This is a genomic window from Streptomyces phaeochromogenes (genome assembly GCF_001418655.1).
In the GTDB taxonomy this organism is placed as follows: domain Bacteria; phylum Actinomycetota; class Actinomycetes; order Streptomycetales; family Streptomycetaceae; genus Streptomyces; species Streptomyces phaeochromogenes.
In genome coordinates, this window is the sequence record NZ_LIQZ01000182.1 from 17801 (window position 1) to 43455 (window position 25655).

At 70.6% G+C, this 25655-nt stretch carries 21 protein-coding genes; 14 read left to right on the forward strand and 7 right to left on the reverse strand.

Going from position 1 to position 25655, the window contains the following annotated elements; genetic code table 11:
* Positions 1 to 11 precede the first annotated feature (11 nt).
* Entirely contained in the window at positions 12 to 287 is a 276-nt protein-coding gene (locus tag AOK17_RS24545) for a WhiB family transcriptional regulator (protein ID WP_206190819.1), read from the reverse strand.
* A 383-nt stretch (positions 288 to 670) separates the two neighbouring features.
* On the opposite strand from AOK17_RS24545, the gene AOK17_RS24550 reads away from it, so the two are divergent.
* Together AOK17_RS24550 and AOK17_RS24555 are read left to right on the forward strand one after the other, a co-directional pair.
* Positions 671 to 1459, forward strand: a complete 789-nt coding sequence (locus AOK17_RS24550) for a VOC family protein (RefSeq protein ID WP_055614712.1) — start codon at positions 671 to 673, stop codon at positions 1457 to 1459.
* A gap of 266 nt (positions 1460 to 1725) precedes the next feature.
* Positions 1726 to 2952 carry a glycoside hydrolase family 64 protein gene (locus AOK17_RS24555; RefSeq protein ID WP_055614713.1) on the forward strand — a complete coding sequence of 409 codons (1227 nt, stop codon included), beginning with the start codon at positions 1726 to 1728 and terminating at the stop codon, positions 2950 to 2952.
* 96 nt (positions 2953 to 3048) lie between these two features.
* On the opposite strand, the gene AOK17_RS24560 is transcribed toward AOK17_RS24555, so the two are convergent.
* Positions 3049 to 4095 carry a LacI family DNA-binding transcriptional regulator gene (locus AOK17_RS24560; RefSeq protein ID WP_055614714.1) on the reverse strand — a complete coding sequence of 349 codons (1047 nt, stop codon included), beginning with the start codon at positions 4093 to 4095 and terminating at the stop codon, positions 3049 to 3051.
* Positions 4096 to 4298: 203 nt separating this feature from the next.
* A complete protein-coding gene (locus AOK17_RS24565; protein WP_055614771.1) occupies positions 4299 to 5267 on the reverse strand; it encodes a multicopper oxidase domain-containing protein in 969 nt (322 codons plus the stop codon).
* 373 nt (positions 5268 to 5640) lie between these two features.
* Here AOK17_RS24565 and AOK17_RS24570 point away from each other — a divergent pair, with 373 nt between their 5' ends.
* Together AOK17_RS24570 and AOK17_RS24575 are read left to right on the forward strand one after the other, a co-directional pair.
* A complete protein-coding gene (locus AOK17_RS24570; RefSeq protein WP_079053263.1) occupies positions 5641 to 8070 on the forward strand; it encodes a ThuA domain-containing protein in 2430 nt (809 codons plus the stop codon).
* 14 nt (positions 8071 to 8084) lie between these two features.
* Positions 8085 to 10301, forward strand: coding sequence for an OmpL47-type beta-barrel domain-containing protein (locus AOK17_RS24575; protein ID WP_206190820.1), 2217 nt, complete (start codon positions 8085 to 8087; stop codon positions 10299 to 10301).
* A 23-nt stretch (positions 10302 to 10324) separates the two neighbouring features.
* On the opposite strand, the gene ligD is transcribed toward AOK17_RS24575, so the two are convergent.
* Together ligD and AOK17_RS24585 are read right to left on the reverse strand one after the other, a co-directional pair.
* Positions 10325 to 11359, reverse strand: coding sequence for a non-homologous end-joining DNA ligase (ligD, locus tag AOK17_RS24580; RefSeq protein ID WP_055614716.1), 1035 nt, complete (start codon positions 11357 to 11359; stop codon positions 10325 to 10327).
* A gap of 140 nt (positions 11360 to 11499) precedes the next feature.
* The gene (locus tag AOK17_RS24585) at positions 11500 to 12285 is read right to left on the reverse strand and encodes a sulfite exporter TauE/SafE family protein (protein ID WP_055614717.1); all 786 of its coding nucleotides are present in this window, start codon (positions 12283 to 12285) and stop codon (positions 11500 to 11502) included.
* A 195-nt stretch (positions 12286 to 12480) separates the two neighbouring features.
* On the opposite strand from AOK17_RS24585, the gene AOK17_RS24590 reads away from it, so the two are divergent.
* Positions 12481 to 13551 (forward strand): ATP-dependent DNA ligase, encoded by a 1071-nt coding sequence (locus tag AOK17_RS24590; protein WP_055614718.1) that lies wholly within the window; start codon positions 12481 to 12483, stop codon positions 13549 to 13551.
* Positions 13552 to 13764: 213 nt separating this feature from the next.
* Positions 13765 to 14751, forward strand: a complete 987-nt coding sequence (locus AOK17_RS24595) for a DUF3048 domain-containing protein (protein WP_055614719.1) — start codon at positions 13765 to 13767, stop codon at positions 14749 to 14751.
* 17 nt (positions 14752 to 14768) lie between these two features.
* Here the strand turns inward: AOK17_RS24595 and AOK17_RS24600 are convergent, their stop codons facing one another.
* Positions 14769 to 15242: a MarR family winged helix-turn-helix transcriptional regulator gene (locus tag AOK17_RS24600; RefSeq protein WP_055614720.1), complete on the reverse strand. Its 474-nt coding sequence runs from the start codon at positions 15240 to 15242 to the stop codon at positions 14769 to 14771.
* Between the two features lie 204 nt (positions 15243 to 15446).
* On the opposite strand from AOK17_RS24600, the gene AOK17_RS24605 reads away from it, so the two are divergent.
* The 8 genes from AOK17_RS24605 to AOK17_RS24640 all read left to right on the forward strand — a co-directional run bounded on the left by AOK17_RS24605 (position 15447) and on the right by AOK17_RS24640 (position 22894).
* On the forward strand, positions 15447 to 16241 hold the full coding sequence (locus tag AOK17_RS24605) for a CoA transferase subunit A (RefSeq protein ID WP_055614721.1): 795 nt from the start codon (positions 15447 to 15449) through the stop codon (positions 16239 to 16241).
* On the forward strand, positions 16241 to 16912 hold the full coding sequence (locus AOK17_RS24610) for a CoA transferase subunit B (protein ID WP_055614722.1): 672 nt from the start codon (positions 16241 to 16243) through the stop codon (positions 16910 to 16912). The genes AOK17_RS24605 and AOK17_RS24610 overlap by 1 nt, the downstream gene beginning before the upstream one ends.
* Positions 16909 to 18111 (forward strand): thiolase family protein, encoded by a 1203-nt coding sequence (locus AOK17_RS24615; protein ID WP_055614723.1) that lies wholly within the window; start codon positions 16909 to 16911, stop codon positions 18109 to 18111. The genes AOK17_RS24610 and AOK17_RS24615 overlap by 4 nt, the downstream gene beginning before the upstream one ends.
* Before the next feature lie 8 nt (positions 18112 to 18119).
* Entirely contained in the window at positions 18120 to 18890 is a 771-nt protein-coding gene (pcaH, locus tag AOK17_RS24620) for a protocatechuate 3,4-dioxygenase subunit beta (RefSeq protein WP_055614724.1), read from the forward strand.
* 2 nt (positions 18891 to 18892) lie between these two features.
* Entirely contained in the window at positions 18893 to 19456 is a 564-nt protein-coding gene (gene pcaG / locus AOK17_RS24625; protein WP_055614725.1) for a protocatechuate 3,4-dioxygenase subunit alpha, read from the forward strand.
* A gap of 65 nt (positions 19457 to 19521) precedes the next feature.
* Positions 19522 to 20862, forward strand: coding sequence for a 3-carboxy-cis,cis-muconate cycloisomerase (gene pcaB / locus AOK17_RS24630; RefSeq protein ID WP_055614773.1), 1341 nt, complete (start codon positions 19522 to 19524; stop codon positions 20860 to 20862).
* Positions 20859 to 22007: a bifunctional 3-oxoadipate enol-lactonase/4-carboxymuconolactone decarboxylase PcaDC gene (gene pcaDC, locus AOK17_RS24635; protein ID WP_055614726.1), complete on the forward strand. Its 1149-nt coding sequence runs from the start codon at positions 20859 to 20861 to the stop codon at positions 22005 to 22007. The genes pcaB and pcaDC overlap by 4 nt, the downstream gene beginning before the upstream one ends.
* A gap of 86 nt (positions 22008 to 22093) precedes the next feature.
* Complete coding sequence (locus AOK17_RS24640; protein ID WP_055614727.1) at positions 22094 to 22894, forward strand: SDR family NAD(P)-dependent oxidoreductase; 801 nt, start codon at positions 22094 to 22096, stop codon at positions 22892 to 22894.
* A 34-nt stretch (positions 22895 to 22928) separates the two neighbouring features.
* On the opposite strand, the gene AOK17_RS24645 is transcribed toward AOK17_RS24640, so the two are convergent.
* The gene (locus AOK17_RS24645; RefSeq protein ID WP_055614728.1) at positions 22929 to 25619 is read right to left on the reverse strand and encodes an ATP-binding protein; all 2691 of its coding nucleotides are present in this window, start codon (positions 25617 to 25619) and stop codon (positions 22929 to 22931) included.
* Between the last annotated feature and the right edge of the window lie 36 nt (positions 25620 to 25655).

Sequence of the window (25655 nt, forward strand, 5' to 3'; positions counted from 1 at the left end):
CGGCGCCGCCGTCAGTACTGCTGCTGGTGCTGGTGCTGCTGCTGGTCCTGCGTGCGGCGGAGACTGAGCCGCTCCTTCTCGGACAGGCCACCCCAGACGCCGAAGCGTTCGTCGTGGTCGAGCGCGTATTCGAGGCAGGCGGAGCGTATCTCGCACAGTCCGCAGATGCGCTTCGCCTCACGCACCGAACTGCCCGGCTCGGGAAAGAAGAACTCGGATCCGGTCTGGGCGCACAGTGCCTGTTCCTGCCAGGAGAGGTCGGGCGCGGCAATGGTGTCGTTGTGCATGCCCAGGATCGTGCCGCGCACCGAAAAACGTTCGATCAACGCCGGATCAATGCCAAGCCCCGACACCCCGCTGGGGCCCTCCACGCCGCGACCGGCCCCAGCGCGAGCGCAGACCCATTGATGCGCGCGGACCCCATGGTGCCGCCGACAACCGCCCGGCCGCACGGCGGCGCGCCCTATAGGGGCGCGCGGAACTGCGCGGCCAGCCCCCACCGGCCCGCACGCAACTAGGACAGCGAGACAGCACCCCACACAGGGAGCACCCGACTACCAAGAGTAACCACAAGCCCCACCAAGCCCAGCGGCAGCGCTCCGGCAGCGATTGTCAGTGCGCGGTGCAAGACTCGGGGTGCAGGCAACGGGACCCCTCAAAGGAGGGCAACATGCTCACCACCCGTTTCGTCACCGGCGCCCCGAACTGGGTCGATCTCGGCACGAGCGACATCGACGGCGCCACATCCTTCTATAACCGCCTCTTCGGCTGGGACTTCCGGTCGGCGGGACCGGAGTCCGGCGGTTACGGCTTCTTCCAACTGGCGGGGAAGACCGCCGCCGGCGGCATGCAGACCTCTCCCGAGCAGGGCCCACCGTCCTGGAACGTGTTTTTTCAGACCCCGGACGCCGACGCCACGGCCAAGGCCGTAGAGCAGACCGGCGGCAGGGTGCTCATGGCGCCGGACGACGTCATGAAGGAGGGCCGACTGGCCGTCTTCAGCGACAAGGCCGGCGTCTCCTTCGGCGTCTGGCAGCCGGGCCAACTGCGCGGCATCGACATCGCGGGCGACCCGGGCTCCTTGTGCTGGGTCGAGCTCTACACACCGGACATCGCCGCGGCGGCAGCTTTCTACTACTCCGTACTGGGCCTGGAGACCTCGGCCATGCCGTTCCCGGGCGGCACATACACCTGCCTCAACCCCGCGGCGGGCGGCGAGGACTCCATGTTCGGCGGTGTCGTCCCGCTGGCCGACGACCCGACGGAGCGGGAGACGGGCGCCTACTGGCTGCCGTACTTCGAAGTCACGGACACCGATGCCCTGGTCGCCAAGGCCGAGGAGTTGGGCGGCACGGTCCGGATGCCCGCCACGTCGGTGGAAGGCGTAGGCCGTATCGCCAAGCTCGCCGACCCGTACGGCGCGCGCTTCGCGGTGATCAAGAGCGAACCGCAGAGCTGACCACACGACTGACGACACGGCAGACAACAGGGCAGCCAGCAGGGCGAACGGTGGCCGGGTCCCCACGATCGGGACCCGGCCACCGGACCGTCAACTTCGCCATCAACTTCGCCGTCAACTTCTGAACGCAAGCAGATTTCGAGAGCGCTCTCAGTCATAACCCTTGACGCCCCAACTCCCCCTGGGAACAGTGGTGCACCGCAGGGCGCCGATCCCCCACAGGTCGGCCCGTCCCCCTGCCTCCCCCCACATCCCAGGAGACTTCCGTGATCTCACGCAGAGCGTTCCTGTCCGGAGCCGCAGCCGTCGGAGCCACCGCAAGTTACCCCGTCTGGGGAAGCGCTCTCAGCCCCACCGCCGAGGCGGCCCCCGCCACATGTGAACTCGCCCTCACGAACGCCTCGTTGCCGGGCACGGTCCGCGCGTACGTCACCGGGCACGAGCAGGCGACCGGCAACTGGGTGCTGCTGCGGGCCGACGGCAGCGTCTACCGGCCCACCTCCCCCTCGGCGCCGCAGACCCCGCTGCCCGTCGACTGCGCCATCCCGCTCGGCGCCGCCGGCTCGGCCCCGAAGGTCCTGACGCTGCCTCAGATGTTCGGCGCCCGTGTCTACTTCGTCCGGGACAGCACGCTCAACTTCTTCCTCAACCCGGGCCCCGCGCTCGTGGAGCCCGCGTTCGCCACGCCCGGCGACTCGAACTACGGCAAGACCTGGTCGTTCTGCGAGTTCACGTTCAACACCCAGCAGCTGTACGCCAACATCAGCTACGTCGATCTGGTCACCGCCCTCCCGATCGGCCTGACCCTGGAGGGCGACACCACGCACACGGTCGCGCCCCTGCCCGACGGCGCCGTCGACCGGATCGCCTCCGACCTCACGGCACAGGCGGCCAGGGACGGCCAGCCCTGGGACAAGCTGGTGATCCGCGGCGACGGCGGCTCCGTACTGCGGGTGATCTCCCCGCAGAACCTGATGGCCCCGTACTTCGACCGGCCCGCCGAGATGCCGTTCCGCGACCTCTGGAACAGCTACATCGACGAGGTGTGGGCGAAGTACCGCTCGACCGACCTGAAGATCGACCTCCAGGGCGGCCGGGGCACGCTCACCGGCCGGGTCAGCGGTGACACGCTCACCTTCGCGGGCGGCCACACCTTCGCCAAGCCCACGTCGAAGGACATCTTCACCTGCAACCACGGGCCGTTCGCCAACAACCCGGGCGACTCCGACGACAAGAAGGCCCTCCTCGCCCGCCTCGCCGCCGGCTTCAACCGCTCGATCATGCTCACCCACCCCACCCAGCCCAACGGCACGACCACCGCCGACTACTACAAGGGCTCGGCCGTCAACCACTGGTCGCGCGTCGTCCACGCCAACTCGCCCATCGGCTACGCCTTCCCGTACGACGACGTACGCCCCGACGGCCAGCCCGACGTATCGGGCGCGGCCCACGACGGCAACCCACGCCGCTTCACGGTGACGGTCGGCTCGTAGCGGAGGGCGCCCCATCAGGGGCGCGGGGAACTGCGCGAGCAACGCACACCGACCCGCACCCAGAACACAGCTGATCCCGCGCCAACCCGCGGAGCCCTACGCCGAGGCCCGCCGAACCAGTGTCGTCGGCAGAACGACACTGGACGGCGCCCCCGCCAACCCGCCGGAGGCCGACGCGGAGGAGGTCCGGTCGAGCCCCCGCAACAGCAACCGCGCCATCAGCCGACCCATCTCCTCTATGTCCTGCCGGACCGTCGTGAGCGGTGGGTCGGCCTGCTCGGTGAACGGCAGCATGTCGTCGAAGCCGACCACCGCGACGTCCTCGGGCACCCGCCGCCCCCGCTCGCGCAGGACCCGCATGGCGCCCACCGCCGTGAGGTCGTTGGCGGCGAACACCGCGTCCAGGTCGGGGCAGCGGTCGAGGAGTTCCCGCATCGCACGCTCACCGCCCCCGGGGGTGAAGTCGCCCTCGGCGATCAGCTTCGGGTCGGCGTCCACCATCACGTCCCGGAACCCGTCGAGCCGGTCGACCGCCGAGGTCTGGTCGAGGGCGCCGGTGATGTGGGCGATGTTCCGGCGGCCCAGCCCGACGAGATGACGTACGGCCTCGCGGGCGCCGCCCCGGTTGTCGCAGTCGACGTACACCGCGCCGCGCGAGCCGTCGATCCAGCCGGGCCGCCCGCCGTACACCGTCGGCACCCCGTGGATGAGGCCGGGCAGCGGGTCGTCGAGGTGCAGGGAGAAGACGAGCGCGCCGTCGACATGGCCGCCGGCGAGATAGCGGCCCACGCGCGCGTGGTCGGCGCGCCCCTCCGTGAGCAGCAGCACGAGCTGCGAGTCGTGAGCCGTCAGTTCCTTGCTGATGCCGCGGAGCTGAAGCGCGAAGAAGGGGTCGGCGAAGACCTTGGTCTCCGGTTCGGCGATCACCACGGCGACGGCGTCGTGCCGCCGGGTCACGAGGCTGCGCGCGGCCTGGTTGGGCACGTAGCCGAGTTCCTCGACGGCCTGCCTGACCCGCTCGACCAGGGGCTCCCGCACACCGTCACCGCCGTTGACGACACGCGACACGGTGGCCCGGGACACTCCGGCCCTGGCGGCCACGGCCTCCAGTGTCGGACGGGGCTCTGTCGACTGCTCGGACACCTCGGGGCTCCTCAGGGCGGCGTTTGCGGATCAGGATAGCCGCCGTACGACGCGTCATTGAGAGCGCTCCCTTTTCGAATGGTCGAATGCGCTTGCCCAAGAATCCCTGAGAACTGCCTTGCCGGCGCCCCGAAGGGACGCGAGGAACTGCGCGACCGGCCACATCCACCCCGCAGACACCAACCGGCCCGCCGGCGGAGCCGTCAGTGCTCGTGCGGCTCGTGCGGCTCGTACCCCGGGATCGTCCCGTCCGTCTTCTTCACCAGGAACAGGCCCGCCATCCCCATGTCGGAATGGCTCTGGACGTGGCAGTGGTACATCCACGCCCCGGCGCCGACGCCCTCCCCGGCGATGACCTGGAAGCCGAACGAGTCGGCGGGCCCCACGATCTTGTTGTCGATGACCTGGCTCGGGTCGTCGGGGCCGGTCAGCAGCCCGGTGCGGTTGTCCGCCCAGCGATGACCGTGCACATGGAACGTGTGGTAGTACTCCCCGTGTGTGATCATCACGAACTCGACCCGATCGCCCACCGTGGCCTCGAAGTTGGGGCTCTGGTGGCCGGGCTTGTTGTTGATCGTCATGTCGTTGAAGACGATCGTGTGCGTCTTGTCGGGGAGGATGTCGCCCTTGCGGCGGACGATCACAGGACCGTAGAGGCCCTTGCGGAGGCCGACCGTGCCGTGTTCGGTGCCGACGACGTGGTCGTGGTAGTGCCAGTAGCCCGCGCTGCCCGCCCGCCAGGTGCCGTCCTTGCGGCGGCCGGGGGCGTGGGTGCGCCAGGTGTACGTACGGGTGTCGCCCGGTTCGACCTGGGACCTGCTCAGCTTCGTGCCGTCGCTGGAGATCTCGTAGTCCACGCCGTGGACGTGCAGACTCGCCGCCACGTCCATGGTGTTCTCGACCTCGATGTGGGCGGTGTCGCCCTCGTTGAGCTCGATCAGCGGGCCGGGGATCGAGGCCTTGCCCTTCTCGAAGCCGTAGCCCATCGATCCGTCGGCGAGCTTCTCGATGTAGAGCTTGAGGTGCTTCACCTCGCCGCCCGCGGGCGCGGTCCGGACCGGACTGTCCGCGGAGGTGGCGTCCTGCGCCGCTACGAGCGACAACGATGTCGCGACCGTGGCCACCGCGGCCCCGCCCAGCACCATCCGCCGGCTGAGGCCGCGTCTGTCCATGTCGTCCGTGGTGCCCATGCCGAACTCCCCCAACTGGGTGCGGAATCAACGGAATTGACGGAATTGAAGGACCGAGTGACAGAGACGAACCCGGGAGACGGTAGTGGCATCGCGTCCGTTTATCCACACTCAGGACAAAGTTCGTGCGATCCCGGTCGTACCTATTGGCGAGTTCCACGAAAAGGTCTAGCTTCCATGGCGCTGTTGCTGTGACGCGAGTGAGCCAAAGGGACCCAGGCTGTAGCGCCCCGGCGGCGAACCGAGCCCTAAAGGAAGCAGAGGGGTGGGTGACCACATGCGGTTCACACCGCATCAAAAGCCCTTGACCGTACGAGGGTTGAGCAGAGGTAGACGGAGAGGCTGGGCGGCCGCGCTGGCCGCCGGAGTCGTCACCGCGGGCGTCCTCTCGGGGCCGGCCGCGAGCGCGCGCCAGGCACCCGACCCGGCGCTGACAACGATGTCGATCAAGTCGCCGCCCGGCGGCGCCAACGTACGCGTGCTGATCTTCCACGGATCCGCGGCGAACGGCGAGGAGTCGCCCGTCGTCAACGCCGGGATCGAGGCGATCGAGGACATTGGTCTGACGGGGCCGGCGGCACAACGGTTCAGCGTGACGGCCACGGACGACGCCTCGGTCTTCACCAACGACACGAAGCTCAGCCGCTTCAACGCCGTCGTCTTCCTGACCGGCGGCGGTGACATCCTCGAACCGGAGCAGGAGTCCGGCCTCGAGGCGTACATGGAGGCGGGCGGCGGTTTCCTCGGCATCCATGACGCGGCCCGCGCCGAGCCCTACTCGGACTGGTTCTCGGGACTCGTCGGCGCCCGTCCGGCGGCCGGCAGCCCAACCGCCGTACAGCGCGCGACCGTTGAGGTCGGTGACCGCCGGCACCCGGCCACCAAGGACCTTCCGCTCCAGTGGAAGCGCCCCGACCAGTGGCTGAACTGGGTCAAGAACCCGTCCGGCGACGTGCACACGGTGGCCCGCGTCCGCGAGTCGACGTACCAGCCGGGCGACAGCAAGAACGGCGCGGACCACCCGGTGTCCTGGTGCCGTGACTACGACGGCGGCCGGTCCTTCTACACCGGCATGGGCGGCACGGTCTCCTCGTACGACGAGACGGACTTCCGCGCCCATCTGCGCGGGGCCCTGAACTGGACGACCCGTATCGCGCAGGCCGACTGCAAGGCCACGATCAACGCCAACTACAAGGCGGAGCGCCTGACCCAGCCCAACCAGCCGGGCCAGAACGACCAGATCGGCGAGCCGCACGGGCTGGTCACCGCGCCCGACGGCCGCGTGCTCTACATCGGCCGGGGCGGCGCCGACTCCTCGCAGCCCGTCGTGACGGACTGGGCCAACCCGGACATCGGCAAGGGCAAGGGCGAGATCCACGTCTACGACCCGAAGACCAAGAAGGTCACGCTGGCCGGCGCGCTCACCGTCTTCGGCAACAAGGGCGGCGGCGACGAGCTCATCAAGGTCGAAGAGGGCCTGCTGGGCATCGAGTTGGACCCGCGGTTCGAGGAGAACGGCTGGGTGTATCTGCACTACACACCCCACTCCCGGATCAACCGCGACACCCGGATGGCCGAGCGCTACGTCTCCCGCTTCACCCTCAGCTCGACCACGGGCAAGCTGGACATGTCCAGCGAGAAGGTCCTGCTGAAGTGGCCCGTCCAGATCCACAGCTGCTGCCACTCGGGCGGCGGCATGGCGTGGGACTCGAAGGGCAACCTCTACGTCGCGACCGGCGACAACAACTCCAGTGGCTTCAGCAGCGGTTACTCGGGCAACAACCCGCAGCCGAACTACAAGGGCGTCTCCTTCGCCGACGCGCGCCGCACGGCGGGCAACACCAACAACCTCAACGGCAAGATCCTGCGCATCCACCCGGAGCAGGACGGCACGTACACCCTGCCCGAGGGGAACCTCTTCACGGGCAAGGAGACCGCCGAGGGCGGCGGCAAGACGCGCGGCGAGATCTATGTGATGGGTGTCAGGAACCCGGCACGCATCTCCATCGACAAGAAGACCGACACCCTGTACGCGGGCTGGGTCGGCCCGGACGCCTCGGCGCCGTCGACGACCTGGGGTCCGGCGAAGTACGACACGTTCGCCGCGATCACCAAGCCGGGCAACCACGGCTGGCCGTACTGCATGGGCAACAAGCAGCCCTACCGGGACCGCAACCTGCCCGACCCCAACCAGCCGCTCGGCTGGTACAACTGCGACGCGCCGAAGAACGAGTCGCCCAACAACGACGGCCTGGTCAACCTGCCGCCGGTCACCTCCAACACCATCTGGTACTCGCCCCAGGGCGGCGGCCCGGACTTCCCGCGGGACGCCAACGGCATCCCGTCGTACAAGGCGGAGGACCAGAAGTTCCTGCTGCCGTGGCTGAAGGGCGGCGGCCAGGCGGCCATGGACGGGCCGGTCTACCGGTACGACGCCACGACCGCGAGCGACGCCAAGTGGCCCTCGTACTGGGACGGCAAGTGGTTCGTCGGTGACTTCTACGACGCCGACCAGCCGCGGCACGCGGTGCTGCTCGACCCCAAGACGGCCGGGCAGGGCGGCATTCCGGTGCACGCCGAGTCGCTGAAGAAGATCATTCCCATCGGCAACGACGGCATCAAGAACCTCATGGACTGGAAGTTCGGCCCCGACGGCACGCTGTACGTCCTCGACTACGGGCGCGGCTTCTTCACGTCGGACTCCAAGTCCGCGCTGTGGCAGGTGACGTACAAGGGCGGTGGCCCCACGCCTGCCGCCGATCAGCTGGCCAGGGAGGCGCAGTGACAAGCGTGACGGGCATGCGAAGGCGAAGAACTGGACGACTGTGGGTGGCGCTCGTGGCGTCGCTGCTGATGGTGCTCGGGCTCGCGTCCACCTCGGCGTCCGGCCAGACCGACGGCGCTCCGGCCGGCGCGGCAGCCGCCGCGCAGACACTCACGTGGACGGCCGGCGACGACATCACCAAGTACGCGTCCGCCCCCACCACGGCGGTCGCGGGCCCCACGACGATCGTCTTCGAGAACAGCAGGGCGACCGGCAACACCATGGGAATGCCGCACACGTTGACGTTCGACGTGTCCGACCCGGAGTATCAGAACGACGTACCGCTGAACATCCTGGCCAGCCCGAACGACGACCAGGGCGGCAAGTACACGGCCGAGGTGACACTCACTCCCGGCCGGTACCGCTACTTCTGCACCATCCCCGGCCACGGCCAGATGCAGGGCATCCTCGTGGTCACCGAGGGGACCGGTGAGGACACCACGGCGCCGGAGACCGCGGCGGACGTGAGCGGTACGCAGAACGCGGACGGCGCGTACGTCGGTTCGGCGACCGTGACGCTCAGCGCGACGGACGCCGGTTCGGGTGTGGAACGGATCGAGTACGCGATCGGTGACGCGGGTGCCTGGCAGCCGTACACCACACCGGTGGTGGTCGATCAGGTCGGCGCCCACAAGGTCCGCTACCGGGCGCTCGACAAGGCCGGGAACATGGCCGCCGAGAAGGCGGAGTCGTTCACGGTGGTGGCCAAGCCGACGGACGACACCACTCCCCCGGAGACCTCGGCCTCCGTGACCGGTGAGCAGAACCCGCAAGGGGAGTACCTCTCCATGGCGACCGTCACGGTGACGGCCTCCGACACCGGTTCCGGCGTCAACACCATCGAGTACGCGATCGGTGACGCGGGTGCCTGGCAGCCGTACACCGCCCCGGTCATGGTCCACGAGGTGGGCACCCACAAGGTGCGCTTCCGGGCCACGGACAAGGCGGGCAACGCGGCGGCCGAGAAGTCCGTCTCGTTCACCGTCGTCGCACCGCCCGAGGAGGACAAGACTCCCCCGGTGACCGGCGTGAGCGTCGACGGCACGAAGAACTCGTCCGGGGCGTACATCAACAACGCCAAGGTGACGGTGACCGCGTCGGACGCGCACGGTTCGGGGGTCGAGGCGATCGAGTACTCGCTCGACGGCGGGCCCTACCTCGCCTACACCACTCCCGTGGTGGTCGACCGCGTGGGCGCGCACACCGTGGCGTACCGCGCGCGCGACAAGGCGGGCAACACCTCCGACGCCCGGTCCGTGAGCTTCACGGTCGCCCCGGGCGGTGGCGTGCCGGCGCCCAACTGTGCCGAGTACGACGAGCGGTTGACGGTCATCGTCGGCACGATCGACTCGGGCGTGCCGAACCGGATCACCAACAGCCGTTGCCGCATCAACGAGTTGATCGAGGACGAGAAGGAGTGGACGTCCCACGCGCTGTTCCTCAAGCACGTGACGACGGTCCTGGACGCCCTCCTCAAGGAAGGTGTCGTCGTCCAGCGCGAGTACAACCTGATCAACAAGGCGGCCAAGCAGTCGGGCATCGGCAAGCCCGGCCAGACCGAGGGCTACCGGACGATCCTCGACGGTACGCCGGCGTCGTTCGCCAAGTGGCAGCACGTGGGCGGCGGTTCGTTCGGCCTGAACGCCGACGGGACCATCACCTCGGGCACGTCGAAGGCCGGTCTCGGCATGCTGTGGTTCCCCGAGCGCAAGTACGGGGACTTCTCGCTGAAGCTCCAGTGGCGTGACGACGCGCCGGGCACGGGCAACGCCAACTCCGGTGTGTTCGTGCGGTTCCCGGGAGTCCACAACCACCCCGAGGAGTCCCGGCCCGAGTGGGTCGCCATCAAGTACGGGCACGAGATCCAGGCGTTCGACAGCCCAACCGGCGACATGTACAAGAGCGGTTCGATCTACGGCTTCGACCGCGTGGGTCTGGCCGGGGCCGGTGTCACCCAGAAGGGCACCTGGAACGACTACGAGATCCGTGTGGTGGACCAGCACTACTCGATCTACCGCAATGGTGTGCTGATCAACGAGTTCGACAACACCGGTGGCCAGGACTTCACCCCGCCACGCTCGGACGACCCGGGCACGGACGGGCGACGGTTCGCCTCCGGCTATCTCGGACTGCAGGTGCACGGCACGACGGATGTCGTCTCGTACCGGGACATCAGGATAAAGGAGCTGTGATCAAGGAGTTGAAGAAGCTGTGATCAGGGAGCTGTAGGGCCGTTCTCCTTCTTGTTCCTGGCCCTGCTGGGCTGTACCCGCTTGGGCTCACCCGGCATCTTCGGGTACTCGGGCGGGTACGGCAGATCGCCCAGGCCGTGGTCGTGTTCGTCGCGGCTGGCGAGTTCGAGCAGGGCTTCGAGGGAGTAGGCATGCTCGTCCATGTCCGCGTGCACATCGCCGAGTCGGGCGAAGCGCGCGGGCATGGTCGCGAGGTCGAAGTCGCGGGGTACGGCGTCGGGGACCTCGTCCCAGGTGAGGGGCGCCGACACCGGGGCGTGCGGGCGGGGGCGTACGGAGTAGGCGGAGGCGATGGTGCGGTCACGGGCCGTCTGGTTGTAGTCGACGAAGATCTTCGCGCCCCGCTCCTCCTTCCACCAGGCCGTGGTCACCTGCTCCGGCATCCGCCGCTCCAGCTCGCGTCCGACGGCGATCGCGGCACGGCGGACCTGGGTGAAGGTCCAGCGGGGCTCGATCGGCACGAAGACGTGCAGACCGCGACCTCCGGACGTCTTGGGAAAGCCGCGCAGATCCCCGTACTCGTGGAGCACCTCGCGCAGTTCGTGCGCGGCGCGGACGGCGTCGCCGTAGTCGGTGCCCGGTTGCGGGTCGAGGTCGATGCGGAGCTCGTCGGGCCGGTCGACGTCGTCACGGCGTACCGGCCAGGGGTGGAAGGTGAGCGTGCCGTACTGGGCGGCCCACAGGACGGCGGCGACCTCGGTGGGGCACATCTCGTCGGCACTGCGTCCGCTGGGAAAGGTGATGTGGGCAGTCGGAATCCAGTCGGGCATGTTCTTGGGCGCCCGCTTCTGGAAGAACGACTCGCCGGTCACGCCGTCCGGGTACCGCTCCAGGGTCGTGGGCCGGTTCCGCAGCGCACGCAGGATGCCGGGACCGACGGCGATGTAGTACTCGGCGAGGTCCCGCTTGGTGAACCCACGCTCCGGAAAGAAGACCTTGCCCGGACTGGACAGCCGCACCTTCCGCCCGGCCGCCTCCAGCTCCACCGCGTCTGCCATGCGAGCCACGGTAGGCGCATGGCGCACACCTCGCATATCAGGGCGCGTGCCACCACGAAGGGCGAGCCACCTCCGGTCCGGGCGGGGTCACACACCGTCACACGCCACTGCCCCGTGACAGCGAAGTCTGATCGAGCAGGTCAGCGCAGTGCGTTGAACAGGTAGAGGGTGCCGAGTGCGGCGGCCAGGGTGCCGAGCAGCAGGCGGAGGAACGTCTCGGGCATGCGTGGCTGGAGGCGTGCTCCGAGGTAGCCGCCGATGAGACCGCCCAGTCCGCAGGCCAGGCCCAGGAACCAGTCGGGGGCGATGCTGCCGCTGCGGACCAGGGACAGCACGGCGTATGTGGAGGCGCCGACCAGGGAGGTGGCGAAGGTGGAGGCGAGCGCGGCGGGGGCGACCTTGGAGACGGGGACACCCCGGCCGACGAGGATGGGGCCGAGGATCGAGCCGCCGCCGATGCCGTAGATGCCACCCACGACCCCGACCGCGAGCGCCAGGCCGGTGATCGTCCGGGGCGCGGGCTCCGGGCGTCGTGCCTCCGGGAGTGCGGGGCGGAGGGTCCGGGCGATGAGCCACGTACCGAGCGGCAGCATCAGAGCGGCCACCAGAAGCCGGAAGACGTTCGGGCCCGGAAGGGCGAACACGCGGATGACCGCTCCGAGGATCACACCGGGCAGGGTGCCCAGCACCATACGGCGCACGAGCGGGCCCTTCAGGGTGCCGTCGCGTCGGTAACGCAGCAGGGCGCCGGGCCCCGCGACCACGTTGTAGAGCAGGTTCGTGGGCGTGACGGCCGGGTTGGGCACGGCGAAGACGCTGAGCTGCACGGGGAGCAGGAACACGGCGCCGGACACTCCGACCGGCGCGGTCACCACGGCGATCAGCATCCCGACCGCAAGGCCGGCCGCTCCCAGCTCCCACTCCACCCGATGCCCCCGCGTTGCCTGAGCCCGTCCCGTTCCGGCCTCCCGCGACAGAGTAGATCGCCCGCTTCTCGTATCCCTGGCGCGCTCCCGACCTGGGCGGTCAAGGATCGACGGCACGCGCTCAACCTTCGCTGGTGATCCGGCGCGAGTAACGCTCATCAGGCGGGCACCATTCACGGCTCATAGAGTCGGACCATGGATCTGCCGGTGATGCCACCCGTGAAGCCCATGCTCGCCAAGTCCGTGGCGAGGATTCCGCCGGACATGCACTACGAGGCGAAGTGGGACGGGTTCCGGGCGATCGTTTTCCGGGACGGGGACGAGGTCGAGATCGGCAGCCGCAGCACGAAGTCGCTGGTCAGGTACTTCCCCGAGTTGGTGGAGGCACTGCGGGAGCGGCTTCCGGAGCGGTGCGTGATCGACGGTGAGATCGTGATCGCGCGCAAGGGGCGGCTCGACTTCGACGCGCTCACCGAGCGCATCCACCCGGCGGCCTCTCGCGTGAAGACGCTCTCCGAGCGGAATCCGGCGTCGTTCGTGGCGTTCGACCTGCTCGCGCTCGCCGACGAGTCGCTGCTGGACGTGCCGCTGAGTGATCGGCGTGCCTTGCTGGTGGCCGCGCTGTCCGGCGCCACGGCTCCCGTCCACGTGGCCCCGGCGACCACGGACATCGAGGTGGCGCAGCGGTGGTTCGAGCAGTACGAGGGTGCGGGCCTCGACGGGGTGGTCGCCAAGCCGCTCGCGCTGCGCTACGGGCAGGACGAGCGCCTGATGTACAAGATCAAGCACGAGCGCACCGCGGATGTCGTCGTCGCGGGCTACCGGCTCCACAAGAGCGGGCCGGTCGTCGGTTCGCTGCTGCTCGGGCTGTACGACGCCCATGGCACGTTGCAGCACGTGGGGGTGTGCGCGGCGTTCACGATGAAGCGGCGTGAGGAGCTGATCGCGGAGCTGGAGCCGCTGCGGATGGAGTCGGCCGCCGGGCATCCGTGGGCGGCGTGGACGGAGGGTGAGGCGCACGAGTCGGCACGGATGCCGGGCGCGCCCAGCCGGTGGACCGGCAAGAAGGACCTCTCCTGGCTGCCGCTGCGGCCGGAGCTGGTCTGCGAGGTGGCGTACGAGCACATGGAGAACGGCGAGCGCTTCCGGCACACGGCCCGCTTCCGCCGGTGGCGCCCGGACCGTACGCCCGAGAGCTGCACGTACGCCCAGCTGGAGGAGCCGGTCGGCTACGACCTGGCGGACATCCTGGGACCGCGGGCCTGACCGCGGGACTCATCGGCGCCGACCGGACGGCAGTGGGCGGGGCTCATGTGGGTACTCGGACGGTCTCCGCCGGGCCCCTCGGCATGTATCGATCGGTCATCAACTTGCGCTGATCGGCCGATCAGCGCGCGCAATCAGAACCGAGCGGGTAAAGCCATCAATGAACTGATAAGCACACAATCATCAATACGAGAATTGGTGGCAACGGTGGGCATGGGACGGATGGCGCTCAGGCGGCGCCGCACGATGACGGCGGCACTGCTGGCTGCCACGGTGGCCGCCGCCCTGGCGTCGGGCTGTACGACAGCCGGGAACCGGCTCGACGACGGGCGCGGCGACGTCCCCGACAGCACGGACAGCGGCAGCCCGGAGAGCGTGGCACCCCGCGCCCCCTCACCGCTCGCCGTGAAGATCGACAACGTCCCCGCCGCCAGGCCGCAGACGGGCCTGGACGCCGCGGACATCGTGTACGCGGAGCAGGTGGAGGGCGGTCTCAGCCGGCTGATGGCGGTGTACGCGACGAAGCTGCCGAAGGCCATCGGCCCGGTGCGCAGCGCCCGCGAGTCCGATCTGGAGCTGCTGCGCCAGTTCAACGAGCCGACGCTGGCCTTCTCGGGCGCGCAGGGCAAGCTGATGCCGCTGATCGACAGGGCGCCGCTGCGCGCGGTGTCCCCGGAGGACGACGATGGGGCGTACTACCGGGGGTCGGACAAGCCCTTGCCGCACAACCTCTATCTGCGCCCGGAGCGGCTCCTGAAGTCCGTGCCCGGAGCGGACGCGCTGACGACGGGGTTCCGGTACGGGGCGGCGCCCGCGGGCGGCAAGGCCGAGAGCTCGCGTACGGTCCGTTTCCCGGCGGCCCGTTTCACCTTCGACTGGGCGCAGGACCGGCAGCGCTGGCTGGTGTCGATGGACGGCAGTCCGACGGTGACGACGGACGGCAAGCGGGTGGCGGCCTCGACGGTCGTCGTGCAGTACGTGAACGTCCGGAAGTCCTCGTTCCGCGACTTCCTGGGCAACAACACCCCGTACACGAACACCGTGGGCTCGGGGACGGCGAAGGTCCTGCGTGACGGCAAGGTCTTCGACGCCGGCTGGAAGCGTCCGGCGGCCAAGGACGGCACGGAGTTCACGACCACGGACGGCAGTCCCCTGAACTTCGCGGAGGGCCAGGTCTGGGTGGTGTTCGCGAAGGCCTGAGGCTCAGCGCTGTGTCCTCAGCGCTGTGTGACGAGGGGAGCCACCGGGGCGCCCGGGTTGCGCAGTCCCTCCGCCGCGTCCGACACCCGCTGGAGCAGATCGAAGAAGACGGTCTGCTCCTCGCCGGAGAGCGGGGCCAGGAAGACCTGGTTCATCCGCGCCGTCCGTACCGTCAGCTTCCGGTGGACGCGCACGCCCTCGTCGGTGAGGCGGAGCAGGAAGCGCCGACCGTCCTGGGTGTCGCGGACCTTGTCCAGCAGTCCGCGCCGGCCCAGGCGGCTGATGACCTCGGCGATGGTGGACCGGTCGAGCCCGACCCGCTCCCCCACCGAGCGCTGGTCGAGCCCCGGTTCGGCGACGAGCGCGTTCAGGACCGCGAACTGGGGTGAGGTGATCTCCTCGGAGACCATCGTGTTCCAGAGCAGGTAGTGCGCCTGCTGCAGTCGCCGGGCCAGGTGCCCGGGGTGGGCGGAGAGATCCACCGCGGCCATGTGCCCTCCTTGTTCGTTGGTGCACTGAACGATACCGGGCAGGCGCTCTCTTTGTCTCGCCGCTCGACGAGACTCTGAGCTGCGGATTCACTCGGGGTCTTGACGGTCCGGGGTTCGAATGGCAGCGTGTTTGAAACCTCGAAGAAATACTCAGTGCCCTGACTAATCGGGCCGCTGACGCTCGGCAGAGATGAGGCTTCGCAGATGGACAAGGTGGTCGCCACAGCCGCCGAGGCAGTGGCCGATGTGCCCGACGGCGCGACCCTGGCGGTCGGCGGTTTCGGGCTCAGCGGTGTGCCGAACGTGCTGATCGAGGCGTTGTACGAGCGCGGGGTCTCCGGCCTGGGCGTGGTCTCCAACAACTGCGGGGCGATGGAGTCGGGCCTGGCGGTACTGCTGGCGGCGGGCCGCATCGCCCGGGTGACCGGCTCCTACATCGGCGCGAACAAGGAGTTCGCGCGGCAGTATCTGGCCGGTGAGCTGGAGGTGGAGATGATCCCGCAGGGCACGCTGGCCGAGCGGCTGCGGGCCGGTGGCGCCGGGATCCCCGCGTTCTACACGCCGGCCGGGGTCGGCACGCAGGTCGCGGACGGCGGGCTGCCGTGGCGCTACGACGGCAGCGGCGGGGTGGCGCTCGCCTCGCCGCCCAAGGAGGTGCGGGAGTTCGACGGTACGGAGTATGTGCTGGAGCACGGGATCCGTACCGACTTCGCGCTGGTGCGGGCGGCCAAGGGCGACCGGCACGGGAACCTCGTCTTCAACAAGTCGACCCGGAACTTCAATCCGCTGGCCGCGATGGCCGGACGGCTGACGATCGCCGAGGTGGAGGAGCTGGTGGAGCCGGGCGAGATCGACCCGGACGCCGTGCATCTGCCGGGCATCTTCGTGCAGCGGGTCCTCGCCCTCACGCCCGAGCAGGCGAACACCAAGCTGATCGAGAAGCGGACGGTCTCGGCACCCGTCACAAAGGGAGCCGCAGAGGGAACGGTGAGTGCGTGATGGCCTGGAGCAGGGAAGAGATGGCCGCCCGCGCCGCGCGTGAGCTTCACGACCGCCAGTACGTGAATCTCGGCATCGGTCTGCCGACGCTGATCCCCAACTACCTCCCGCCGGGCGTGGAGGTGATCCTGGAGTCGGAGAACGGGATCCTGGGCACCGGCCCGTATCCGACCGAGGAGCAGGTCGACCCGGATCTGATCAACGCGGGCAAGGAGACCGTCACGGTCCTGCCCGGCGCCTCCTACTTCGACTCGTCGCTCTCCTTCGGGATGATCCGCGGCGGGCACATCGATGTCGCCGTGCTGGGCGCGATGCAGGTGTCCGCGGGCGGGGACCTGGCGAACTGGGCCATCCCCGGCAAGATGATCACCGGGATCGGCGGGGCGATGGACCTCGTCCACGGCGCCCGTACGGTGATCGTGGTGATGACGCACACCGCCAAGGACGGCTCGCCGAAGATCCTTCAGGAGTGCGCGCTGCCGCTGACCGGCAAGGCGTGCGTCAACCGGGTCATCACCGACCTCGGCGTCCTGGACGTCACCGACGAGGGCTTGGTGCTCGTCGAGACCGCGCCCGGTGTCACCGTCGAGGAGGTCGTGGCGAAGACCGCCGCGAAGGTCCGTATCGCCGACGAGCTCACTGACCAGCTCACCGAGGAGATCCAGTCGTGAAGGACGTCTACATCGTCGACGCGGTCCGCACCCCGTTCGGCAAGTACAGCGGGGCGCTGGCATCCGTCCGTCCGGACGACCTGGCCGCGCACGCCATCCGTGAACTCCTGTCCCGCACACCGGAGTTGGACCCGTCCCGGATCGAGGACGTGTACTTCGGCAACGCGAACGGCGCCGGTGAGGAGAACCGCAACGTCGCCCGCATGGCCGGACTGCTGGCCGGGCTGCCCACCTCCGTACCGGGCGTGACGGTCAACCGGCTGTGCGCCTCCGGTCTCGAAGCGGTCATCCAGGCCGCCCGCGCCATCGCGGTCGGGGACGCCCACGTCGCCCTCGCCGGCGGTGTGGAGTCGATGAGCCGCGCCCCCTATGTGCTGCCCAAGAACGACAAGCCCTTCCCCTCCGGGCACACCGAGATGTACTCCACCACGCTGGGCTGGCGGATGGTCAACCCGAAGATGGACCCGCAGTGGACCATCCCGCTGGGCGAGTCCGCCGAACTCATCGCCGACAAGCACAAGATCAGCCGCGAGCAGCAGGACGAGTACGCGCTCGGCAGCCACCAGAAGGCCGCCCGGGCCCAGGCCGACGGCCTGTTCGACGCCGAGCTCGCGCCGGTGCCGGTCCCGCAGCGCAAGGGCGACCCGCTGGCCTTCGGCGCCGACGAATGCGTACGGGCCTCGACGTCGCTGGAGGCGATGGCCAGGCTCAAGCCGTCCTTCCGCACCGAGAACGGCACGGTCACCGCGGGGAACGCGTCACCTCTGAACGACGGCGCCGCCGCCCTGCTCCTGGTCGACGAGGAGGGCCTGCGCGCCACCGGCCGCGAACCCCTCGCCCGCGTCTCGGCGACCGGTGTCTCCGCGCTCGACCCGGACTACTTCGGACTGGCCCCCGTCGAGGCCGTCAACCGCGCACTCGCCAAGGCGGGCAAGGGATTTGACGACCTGTCAACTCTTGAACTGAACGAGGCGTTCGCCGCACAGGTCCTGGGCTGTGTCGCCGAGTGGCCCGAGTTCGACCCGGCGGTCCTCAACCCGCAGGGCGGTGCCATCGCGCTCGGCCACCCGCTGGGCGCGTCCGGTGCCCGGCTCGCCGGGACCGTGGCGCACCAGCTCGCCCGCAAGGGCTCCGGGGTCGGCGTCGCCACCCTCTGCATCGGCGTCGGCCAGGGCCTCGCCCTCGTACTGGAGCGTTAGGAACCCTCATGGCTCTCACCCAGTCGGACATCGACATCGAGATCAAGGATCTCCAGGACACGTACGACAAGGCGGTCGCGGGCGGCGCCCCGGTCCTGAACCACCCGCGGCGCGACTACGCCCCGTACCGCAGCTCGCTCCTGCGCCACCCCAAGCAGCCGCTGGTCGCCGTGAGCGGAGGCGACCCGGAGGCGGTCGAGCTGTCGGGGCCGGTGTTCGGGGTCACCGACATCACCGAGCACGACAGCGATCTGACCCTCCAGCACCGGGGCGAGCCGATAGGCGAGCGCATGACCGTCTCGGGCCGGCTGCTCGACCGCGACGGCCGTCCCGTGCGCGGCCAGCTCGTCGAGATCTGGCAGGCCAACGCCGCCGGCCGGTACGCCCATCTGCGCGAGCAGCACCCGGCGCCGCACGACCCCAACTTCACCGGTGTGGGGCGGACCCTGACGGATGATCAGGGCCGGTACTCGTTCACCACGATCAAGCCGGGCCCGTACCCGTGGGGCAACCACACCAACGCGTGGCGGCCCGCGCACATCCACTTCTCGGTGTTCGGCACGGCGTTCACCCAGCGGCTCGTGACGCAGATGTACTTCCCGAGCGACCCGCTGTTCCGGTACGACCCGATCCTCCAGTCCGTGACGGACGAGGCGGCCCGGAACCGGCTGATCGCCGCCTACGACCACGACCTCTCGCAGCCCGAGTTCTCGATGGGCTACGAATGGGACATCGTCCTCGACGGTCCCTCCGCCACCTGGATCGAGGAAGGCCGTTGAGCATGGCCGAGCAGCTTCTCCCCACCCCGTCCCACACCATCGGCCCGTTCTACGGCCACGCGCTCCCCTTCCCGGGCGGCGCCGAGGTGGCGCCGCAGGGCCACTCCGACGCGATCACCCTGCACGGGTACGTGTTCGACGGCGCGGGCACGCCGATCCCCGACGCCCTCCTGGACTTCTGGCAGGCGGCACCCGACGGCTCACTGACGGGCGCGCCCGGCTCGATGCGCCGTGACCCGTCGACGGGCGGGTTCGTGGGCCGCAACGGCGTCGACTTCACGGGCTACGGGCGGGTCCCCACGGACGCCGACGGGCACTACGCGCTCCACACGCTGCCGCCGGGCAACACCGGGCTGCCATACATCAGCGTGTGCGTGTTCGCGCGCGGTCTGACGCACCACCTCTTCACCCGCGCGTACCTCGCCGACGGCGCGGACCCGCTGCTCGACTCACTGCCGGCCGAGCGGCGCGCCACGCTGATCGCGGCCGAGGGCGCGAACCGGACGTACCGTTTCGACATCCGCCTTCAGGGCGAAGGCGAAACGGTCTTCCTGGAGTTCCAGTGACAGCTGCCGCCCCTGCCGATCCCGGCGATCCCGTCGGTTCCAGCGATCCCGGCGATCCTCTCGGCTTGGACGTCGGCCTGCTCGCGCCCGGACGTGCGGGCTCGCCCGCCGAGTCGGCGACCGGCGACCGCGCCTTCCTTCAGGCGCTGCTCGACGCGGAGGCGGCACTCACCCGCGCGCAGGCCTCGCTCGGCCTCGCCCCTGCGGGGGCCGCCGCCGCGGTCACCGCGGCGGCCGACGCGGCGCGCTTCGACGTCCGCGATCTGGCGCTCCGCGCGCGGGGCGGCGGCAATCCGGTGATCCCGCTGGTCGCGGACCTGACGGCGGCGGTCGAGGCCGTCGACACCGAGTACGCCCCCTACGTCCACCGGGGCGCGACCAGCCAGGACGTCATGGACACGGCCGCCATGCTGGTCGCCGCCCGGACGCTGGACCTGGTCCTGGCGGACCTCGCCCGTACGGAGCGTGCGCTGGCGCGGCTCGCGCGCGAGCACCGGGACACGGTGATGCCGGGGCGCACCCTCACCCAGCACGCCGTACCGACCACCTTCGGGCTGAAGGCGGCCGGCTGGCGGTCGCTGGTGCTGGACGCCAGGGACCGTGTACAGGCCGTACGGGACCGGCTCCCGGCCCAACTCGGCGGCGCGGCGGGCACGTTGGCGGCCTTCACCGCGTACGGAACTCCGGACACGGGCGCCCTCGTCGAGGCGTACGCCCGTGAACTGGGCCTCGCCACGCCGGTGTTGCCCTGGCACACCCTGCGCACGCCCGTCGCCGACCTGGCGGGAGCCCTCGCGTTCACCGCGGGCGCCCTCGGCAAGGCGGCCACGGACGTGCTCACCCTCGCCCGTACGGAGATCCGTGAGCTGAGCGAGGGCACGGGCGGCGGCTCCTCCGCGATGCCGCACAAGGCGAACCCGGTGCGCTCCACCCTCGTCGCCGCGGCGGCCCGCCGGGCGCCGCAGCTCGCCGCGACGCTGTACGGGTCCCTGGCCGCCGAGGACGAACGGCCCGCCGGTGCCTGGCACGCCGAGTGGGAGCCCCTGCGTGACCTGCTGCGGCTGGTCGGCGGGGCCGCGCGTGACACGGCCGAGCTGACCGAGGGGCTGCGGGTCCACGCGGACGCGATGCGCGCCCATCTGGACCTCACCCACGGCCTGATCGTCTCCGAGCGGCTGTCCGCCGAACTCGCGCCGGTGCTCGGGCGGGCCCGCGCCAAGGAGCTGCTCACCCGGGCGGCGCGACGGGCCACCGCCGAGAACCGCCCGCTCGTGGAACTCCTCACCGAGGAGCCCGAGTTGAAGGATCCCGCGTTGAAGGACCTCGACCTCGCGGCCCTCACCGACCCGACCCGGTACACCGGTTCCGCCGGAGCCCTCACCGACCGTGCCCTGGAGCGAAGTTGAGCACCCGACAGCCCCTTTCCGACGGCAAGTCGCTCCACCACCGCGCCGAGGGTCCCGTAACCGCTCCCCCGCTTCTCCTCGGCCCGTCCCTCGGCACGTCGACGGCCCTGTGGGACAAGGTCGCGCCCGAACTGTCCGTCACCCACCGGATCGTGCGCTGGGACCTGCCGGGGCACGGCGGCACCCCCGCCGCACTGATCGGCCCCGGCGCGACCGTCGCCGACCTCGCCGCACTGGTGCTCGCGCTCGCCGACTCGCTCGGCATCGACCGGTTCTCGTACGCCGGTGTCTCGCTCGGCGGCGCGGTGGGGCTGCATCTCGCCGTCCATCACCCCGAGCGGATCGAGCGGCTCGCGGTGATCTGCTCCTCCGCCCACTTCAACGGCTCCAGGCCGTGGGAGGAGCGGGCCGCGCTGGTGCGCGCCGAGGGGCTGGCCGGGCTTGCGGAGGGGGCCAACTCCCGTTGGTTCACACCGGGTTTCACCGTTCCGGAGCTCGTCGAGGACCATCGGACGGCGGATCCGGACGCGTACGCCGCCTGCTGCGACGCGCTCGCGGCCTTCGACATCCGGGAGCGGCTGCCGGAGATCGGCGCGCCGACGCTGCTCGTCGCCGGGCGTGAGGATCCCGCGACGCCGCCCGCGCATCTGCGCGAGATCGCCGACGCGGTGCCCGGTGCCGCGCTCGTCGAGATTCCGGGGGCCTCGCACCTGGCGCCCGCGCAGTGCCCGGAGGCCGTACTCACCGCTCTGCGCGCGCACTTCGACGGCGGCGCCAAGCGGGGCATGGAGGTCCGCCGTCAGGTGCTCGGCGACACGCACGTCGACCGTGCGCAGGCCCGGCAGTCGGAATTCACGGCACGGTTCCAGGACTTCATCTCGCGGTACGCGTGGGGCGAGATCTGGACCGACCCGACGCTGGCGCGCCGCGAGCGCAGCATGATCACACTGACCGCACTGGTGGCGCACGGCCACTACGACGAGCTGGCGATGCACATCCGCGCCGCCCGCCGCAACGGGCTCACCCCGGAGGAGATCGGCGCCGTGCTGCTGCAGACCGCCGTGTACTGCGGGGTCCCGGCGGCCAACTCGGCGTTCGCCGTGGCCCAGCGGGTGCTCGCCGAGGAGGACGAGACGGCCGGCTGACGTGCCGGCCGTCGGACGGTGCCCCTGTTGGTCGTACGCTCAGCGGCACCTCGTACGAACGGTGTCGCCGTGCCTAGGGTGAGGGCATGCCCACTGTTCTGATCACCGGTGCCACCTCCGGACTCGGCCGGTACGTGGCCTTCGAGCTCGCCCGTTCCGGTTTCGTCGTCCTCGCCCACGGCCGCGATCCGGGGCGTACCGAGCGGCTGGTCGCGGAGCTGCGTACGGAGGGCGAGGCGCACGGGTTCGTGGCGGACCTGGCGTCGCTGGCGCAGGTGCGTGAGCTGGGCTCGCGGGTCGCGGCGGCGCACCCCCGGCTCGATGTCCTGATCAACAACGCGGGGGTGGGCTTCGGGATGCCCGGGGCAGACCGGGAGGAGAGCGTCGACGGCCACGAGCTGCGGCTCGCGGTCAACTACCTCGCGCCGGTCGCCCTGACCCGTGCCCTTCTTCCGGTGCTGCGCGCGAGCGCCCCGTCCCGCATCGTGAATGTCGGCTCGGCGGGCCAACAGCCGCTGGACTTCGACGACTTCGGGACGGCACGGGACTACGGCGGGGTGACGGCGTACTGCCGCAGCAAACTCGCCCTGGCCGCCCACACGTTCGCCCTCGCCGAGGAACTCGCGGGCACCGGTGTCTCCGTCAACGTGCTGCACCCCGCCACCTTCATCGACACCGCGATGGTCCGCGAGGCCGGCGTCGAGCCGCTGTCCACGATCTCCGACGGCGCGGCGGGTGTACTGGCCCTCGCCACCACGGAGTCGGGGCAGGCCGGCACCGGCCAGTACTTCGACGGTACGAGTCCTGCGCGGGCCCACGCGGAGGCGTACGACCGGGACATGTGGAAGCGCCTGCAGGCGGCGACGGACCGGCTGCTCGGAACCTGAGGGCGGCCGGGCCACCGGGCCGTCCGCCCCTCGGTCACCGTGGGCGGGGCACTCGGCCAGAGTGCAGTGCCAGTGCCTCCCGGGCCCTGGTCACCAGGCTGTCCGCGCCGCAGGTGCGTGCCAGTGTCAGACCGCGGGTCAGCTCCGTGACGGAGTGGGACGCGATGCCGTACTCGACGCGGGCCGCCGCGTGCTCGTAGGCGCAGGGTGACGCCTCCAGGTAGGCGACCGCCTGGGCGAGCAGTGTGACCGAGCGCCGGCCGGTCTCCAGGGCGGCGGCGCAGCGCAAGGCTTCTCCTATGGCGGAGTCCGTGCCGAAGCGTTCGGCCTGTGTGCGGGCGTCGGCCGCCACCTCGGCGGCGCGCCGCGGGTCGGAGACGGCGAGGGTGCGGGCCAGGTCTCCGGCCCAGGGCGCCATCACCGTGTTGTGGCCGCCGCGGGCCGCGGACCTCTTCTCGGCGGTCTCCAGCTCGTTCACGCCCTCCTCGACGCGGCCGGTGGCGATCAGCAGGCGGCCCCTGATCGAGTGGGTGTCCGGCAGGACGATCGTGGACGGGTGGGGCGGCTCGAAGGAGTACCGCTCGGCGATCTCCTCGGCCGCACCGACATGGCCGCGGGCGAGCAGCGTGTCGATGAGCATGCACGCCGCCGACCAGTGCATGGGCAGACCGCTGCCCACCCGGTCCGCCAGCCGGAGTGCTTCGCGCAGGGACTCCTCGGCGTCCACGAGGCGGCCCCGTCTGCGGAGCACGTAGCCGCCGAAGGCGTGCGCGACGGCCAGATGGCCGCCGCTCCACCCGGCGTGCTCGTACGTCCGCTGGGCCTCCGTGAAGAGGCCCTCGGCGCGGTCGAGGCGGTCCGCGAACGCGTAGGAGATGCCGAGCATCATCAGGAGCTCGAAGCTCCACTCGGTGTCGGTCCAGCCGAGGCCCGGCGCGAGGCGGCCGTTGACGAGGGCGCGGTCGCAGTTCTCGACGACCTCCTCGGCGTTCTCCCCGCGGGTCATCGCGTCGAAGGCGCGCAGGATGAGCAGGGCGCGCTCGGAGTTGTCGCGGCCGGTGAGCGGCTTGACGAGCTCGGCGAGGCGGCGGGAGCGGCCGGGCGCGTCCTCCTCGGCGACGTGGACGCCCTCCCACATGTAGTGCACGGCCTGCAGGCGCATACGGGCGGGACCGGGCTGGAGCCGGTCGGCCTCCGCGTCGACCGCGGCGACGGCCTCCTCCGGCTGGTCGTTGTGGATGAGGGCGGAGGAGAGCCGGCAGACCGCGTCGACCCGCAGTTCCTCCTCCAGGCCGTGCAGCGTGAGTGCCTGCCGCAGGTGCCCGATCGTCGTCGCGGGCGAGGTGAGGAGCGTGGCGCAGCCCAACTCGTAGAGCACGCGCGCGTGGACCTCCGGAAGCGGCGGTTCCAGCAGGGCGCACTCCAGACAGCGGCGGGCCGCGTCCGGGGCGCCGACGGCGAGGTGCTCGCGGGCGGCCTCGCGCATCTGCTCGACGAGTTCGGGGTCGTCGTCCGGATGTACCTCGAGGAGGTGGCGGGAGGCCGCGGCGGCGCCGAGGCCCGACGCGGTGACGACCGAGGCGGCCACGCCGTGCATCGCGGTGCGCAGCGCGTCCGGGATCGAGCGGTAGACGGCGGTGGCGATGAGCGGGTGGACGAACTCCAGGTCCCCGTCGTCGACTTGACCGGTCGTCTGGCCGGCCTCGGTGAGGATGCGCGCCGCGCCGAGGAGCGCCGCACATCGCTCCGCCTCGTCCCGCGGCATGCCGGCGAGTTCGGCCGCCAGTTCCAGGGAGATCTGCGTGCCGAGGATGGCCGCCGCCCAGGCGAACCGGGTGGCGTCCACGCCGAGCCCTTCGAGCCGGTCGACGAGTCCGCGCCCGCGCGCCGCGCGGTTCAGCGCGCGTAGTTCCGAGGCCGAGTCCTCGACCGGCTCGAAGTCGCTGTCCTGGACCTTGGCGAGGAGCTCCACGGTCTCGTACGGGTTGCCGCCGGTGACGGCCCAGACCTCGCGGCAGAACGGGACGTCGGCGTGCGCGCCGAGCGTGGCGCGGGTCAGTCCGGCCGTGGCGTCCGGGGTCAGCGCGCGCAGGGAGGGCGTCGGGCCGGCCAGGGCGCCGATGGAGTCGAGGTGGCGGGCGCTCTCACCGGTGGCGTCCCCGGGGCGGCGGGCGACCACGACGAGGACGGGCAGGTCGTCGAGGCGCTCCGCGAAGGCGGCGAGCCAGTGCAGGCTCTCCTGGTCGGCCCAGTGCGCGTCGTCGATGAGCAGCACCAGCGGCCACTCGCGTCGGGCCAGCCTGCGCACGGCCGCGACCAGGCCGTCGCACACGCCCTGCGGGTCGGCCTGGCGGTCGCCCGATTCGGCGATCCCGAGGGCGGGTCCCGCGATGTCGTACCAGTCGCCGAAGTACTCACGCGCCTCGTCGGGCATCAGCGCCACGAGCGCGGGCTGCAGCAACTGCCGTACGACGTTGAAGGGAACGGACGTGATGGTCTCGCCGCCACGTGCCGACCACACCGTGCATTTGCGTGTCTCCGCGATCCGGCGCGACTCGGCGAGCAGCGCGGTCTTGCCGATGCCCGCCTCTCCGGTGAAGACCAGCAGGCTGCCCGAGGCCGAACCCGCGCAGAGCGCGTCGACTGCCTCCGCGACCGCGGCAAGTTCCGCGTCGCGCTCCCAGAGGGGTGCCGAGGCGGCCGTTCCCGGCCGTGCCTCCGTCATCCCGCTACCTCCCCAGGTCGCCCAAACGACGTACAG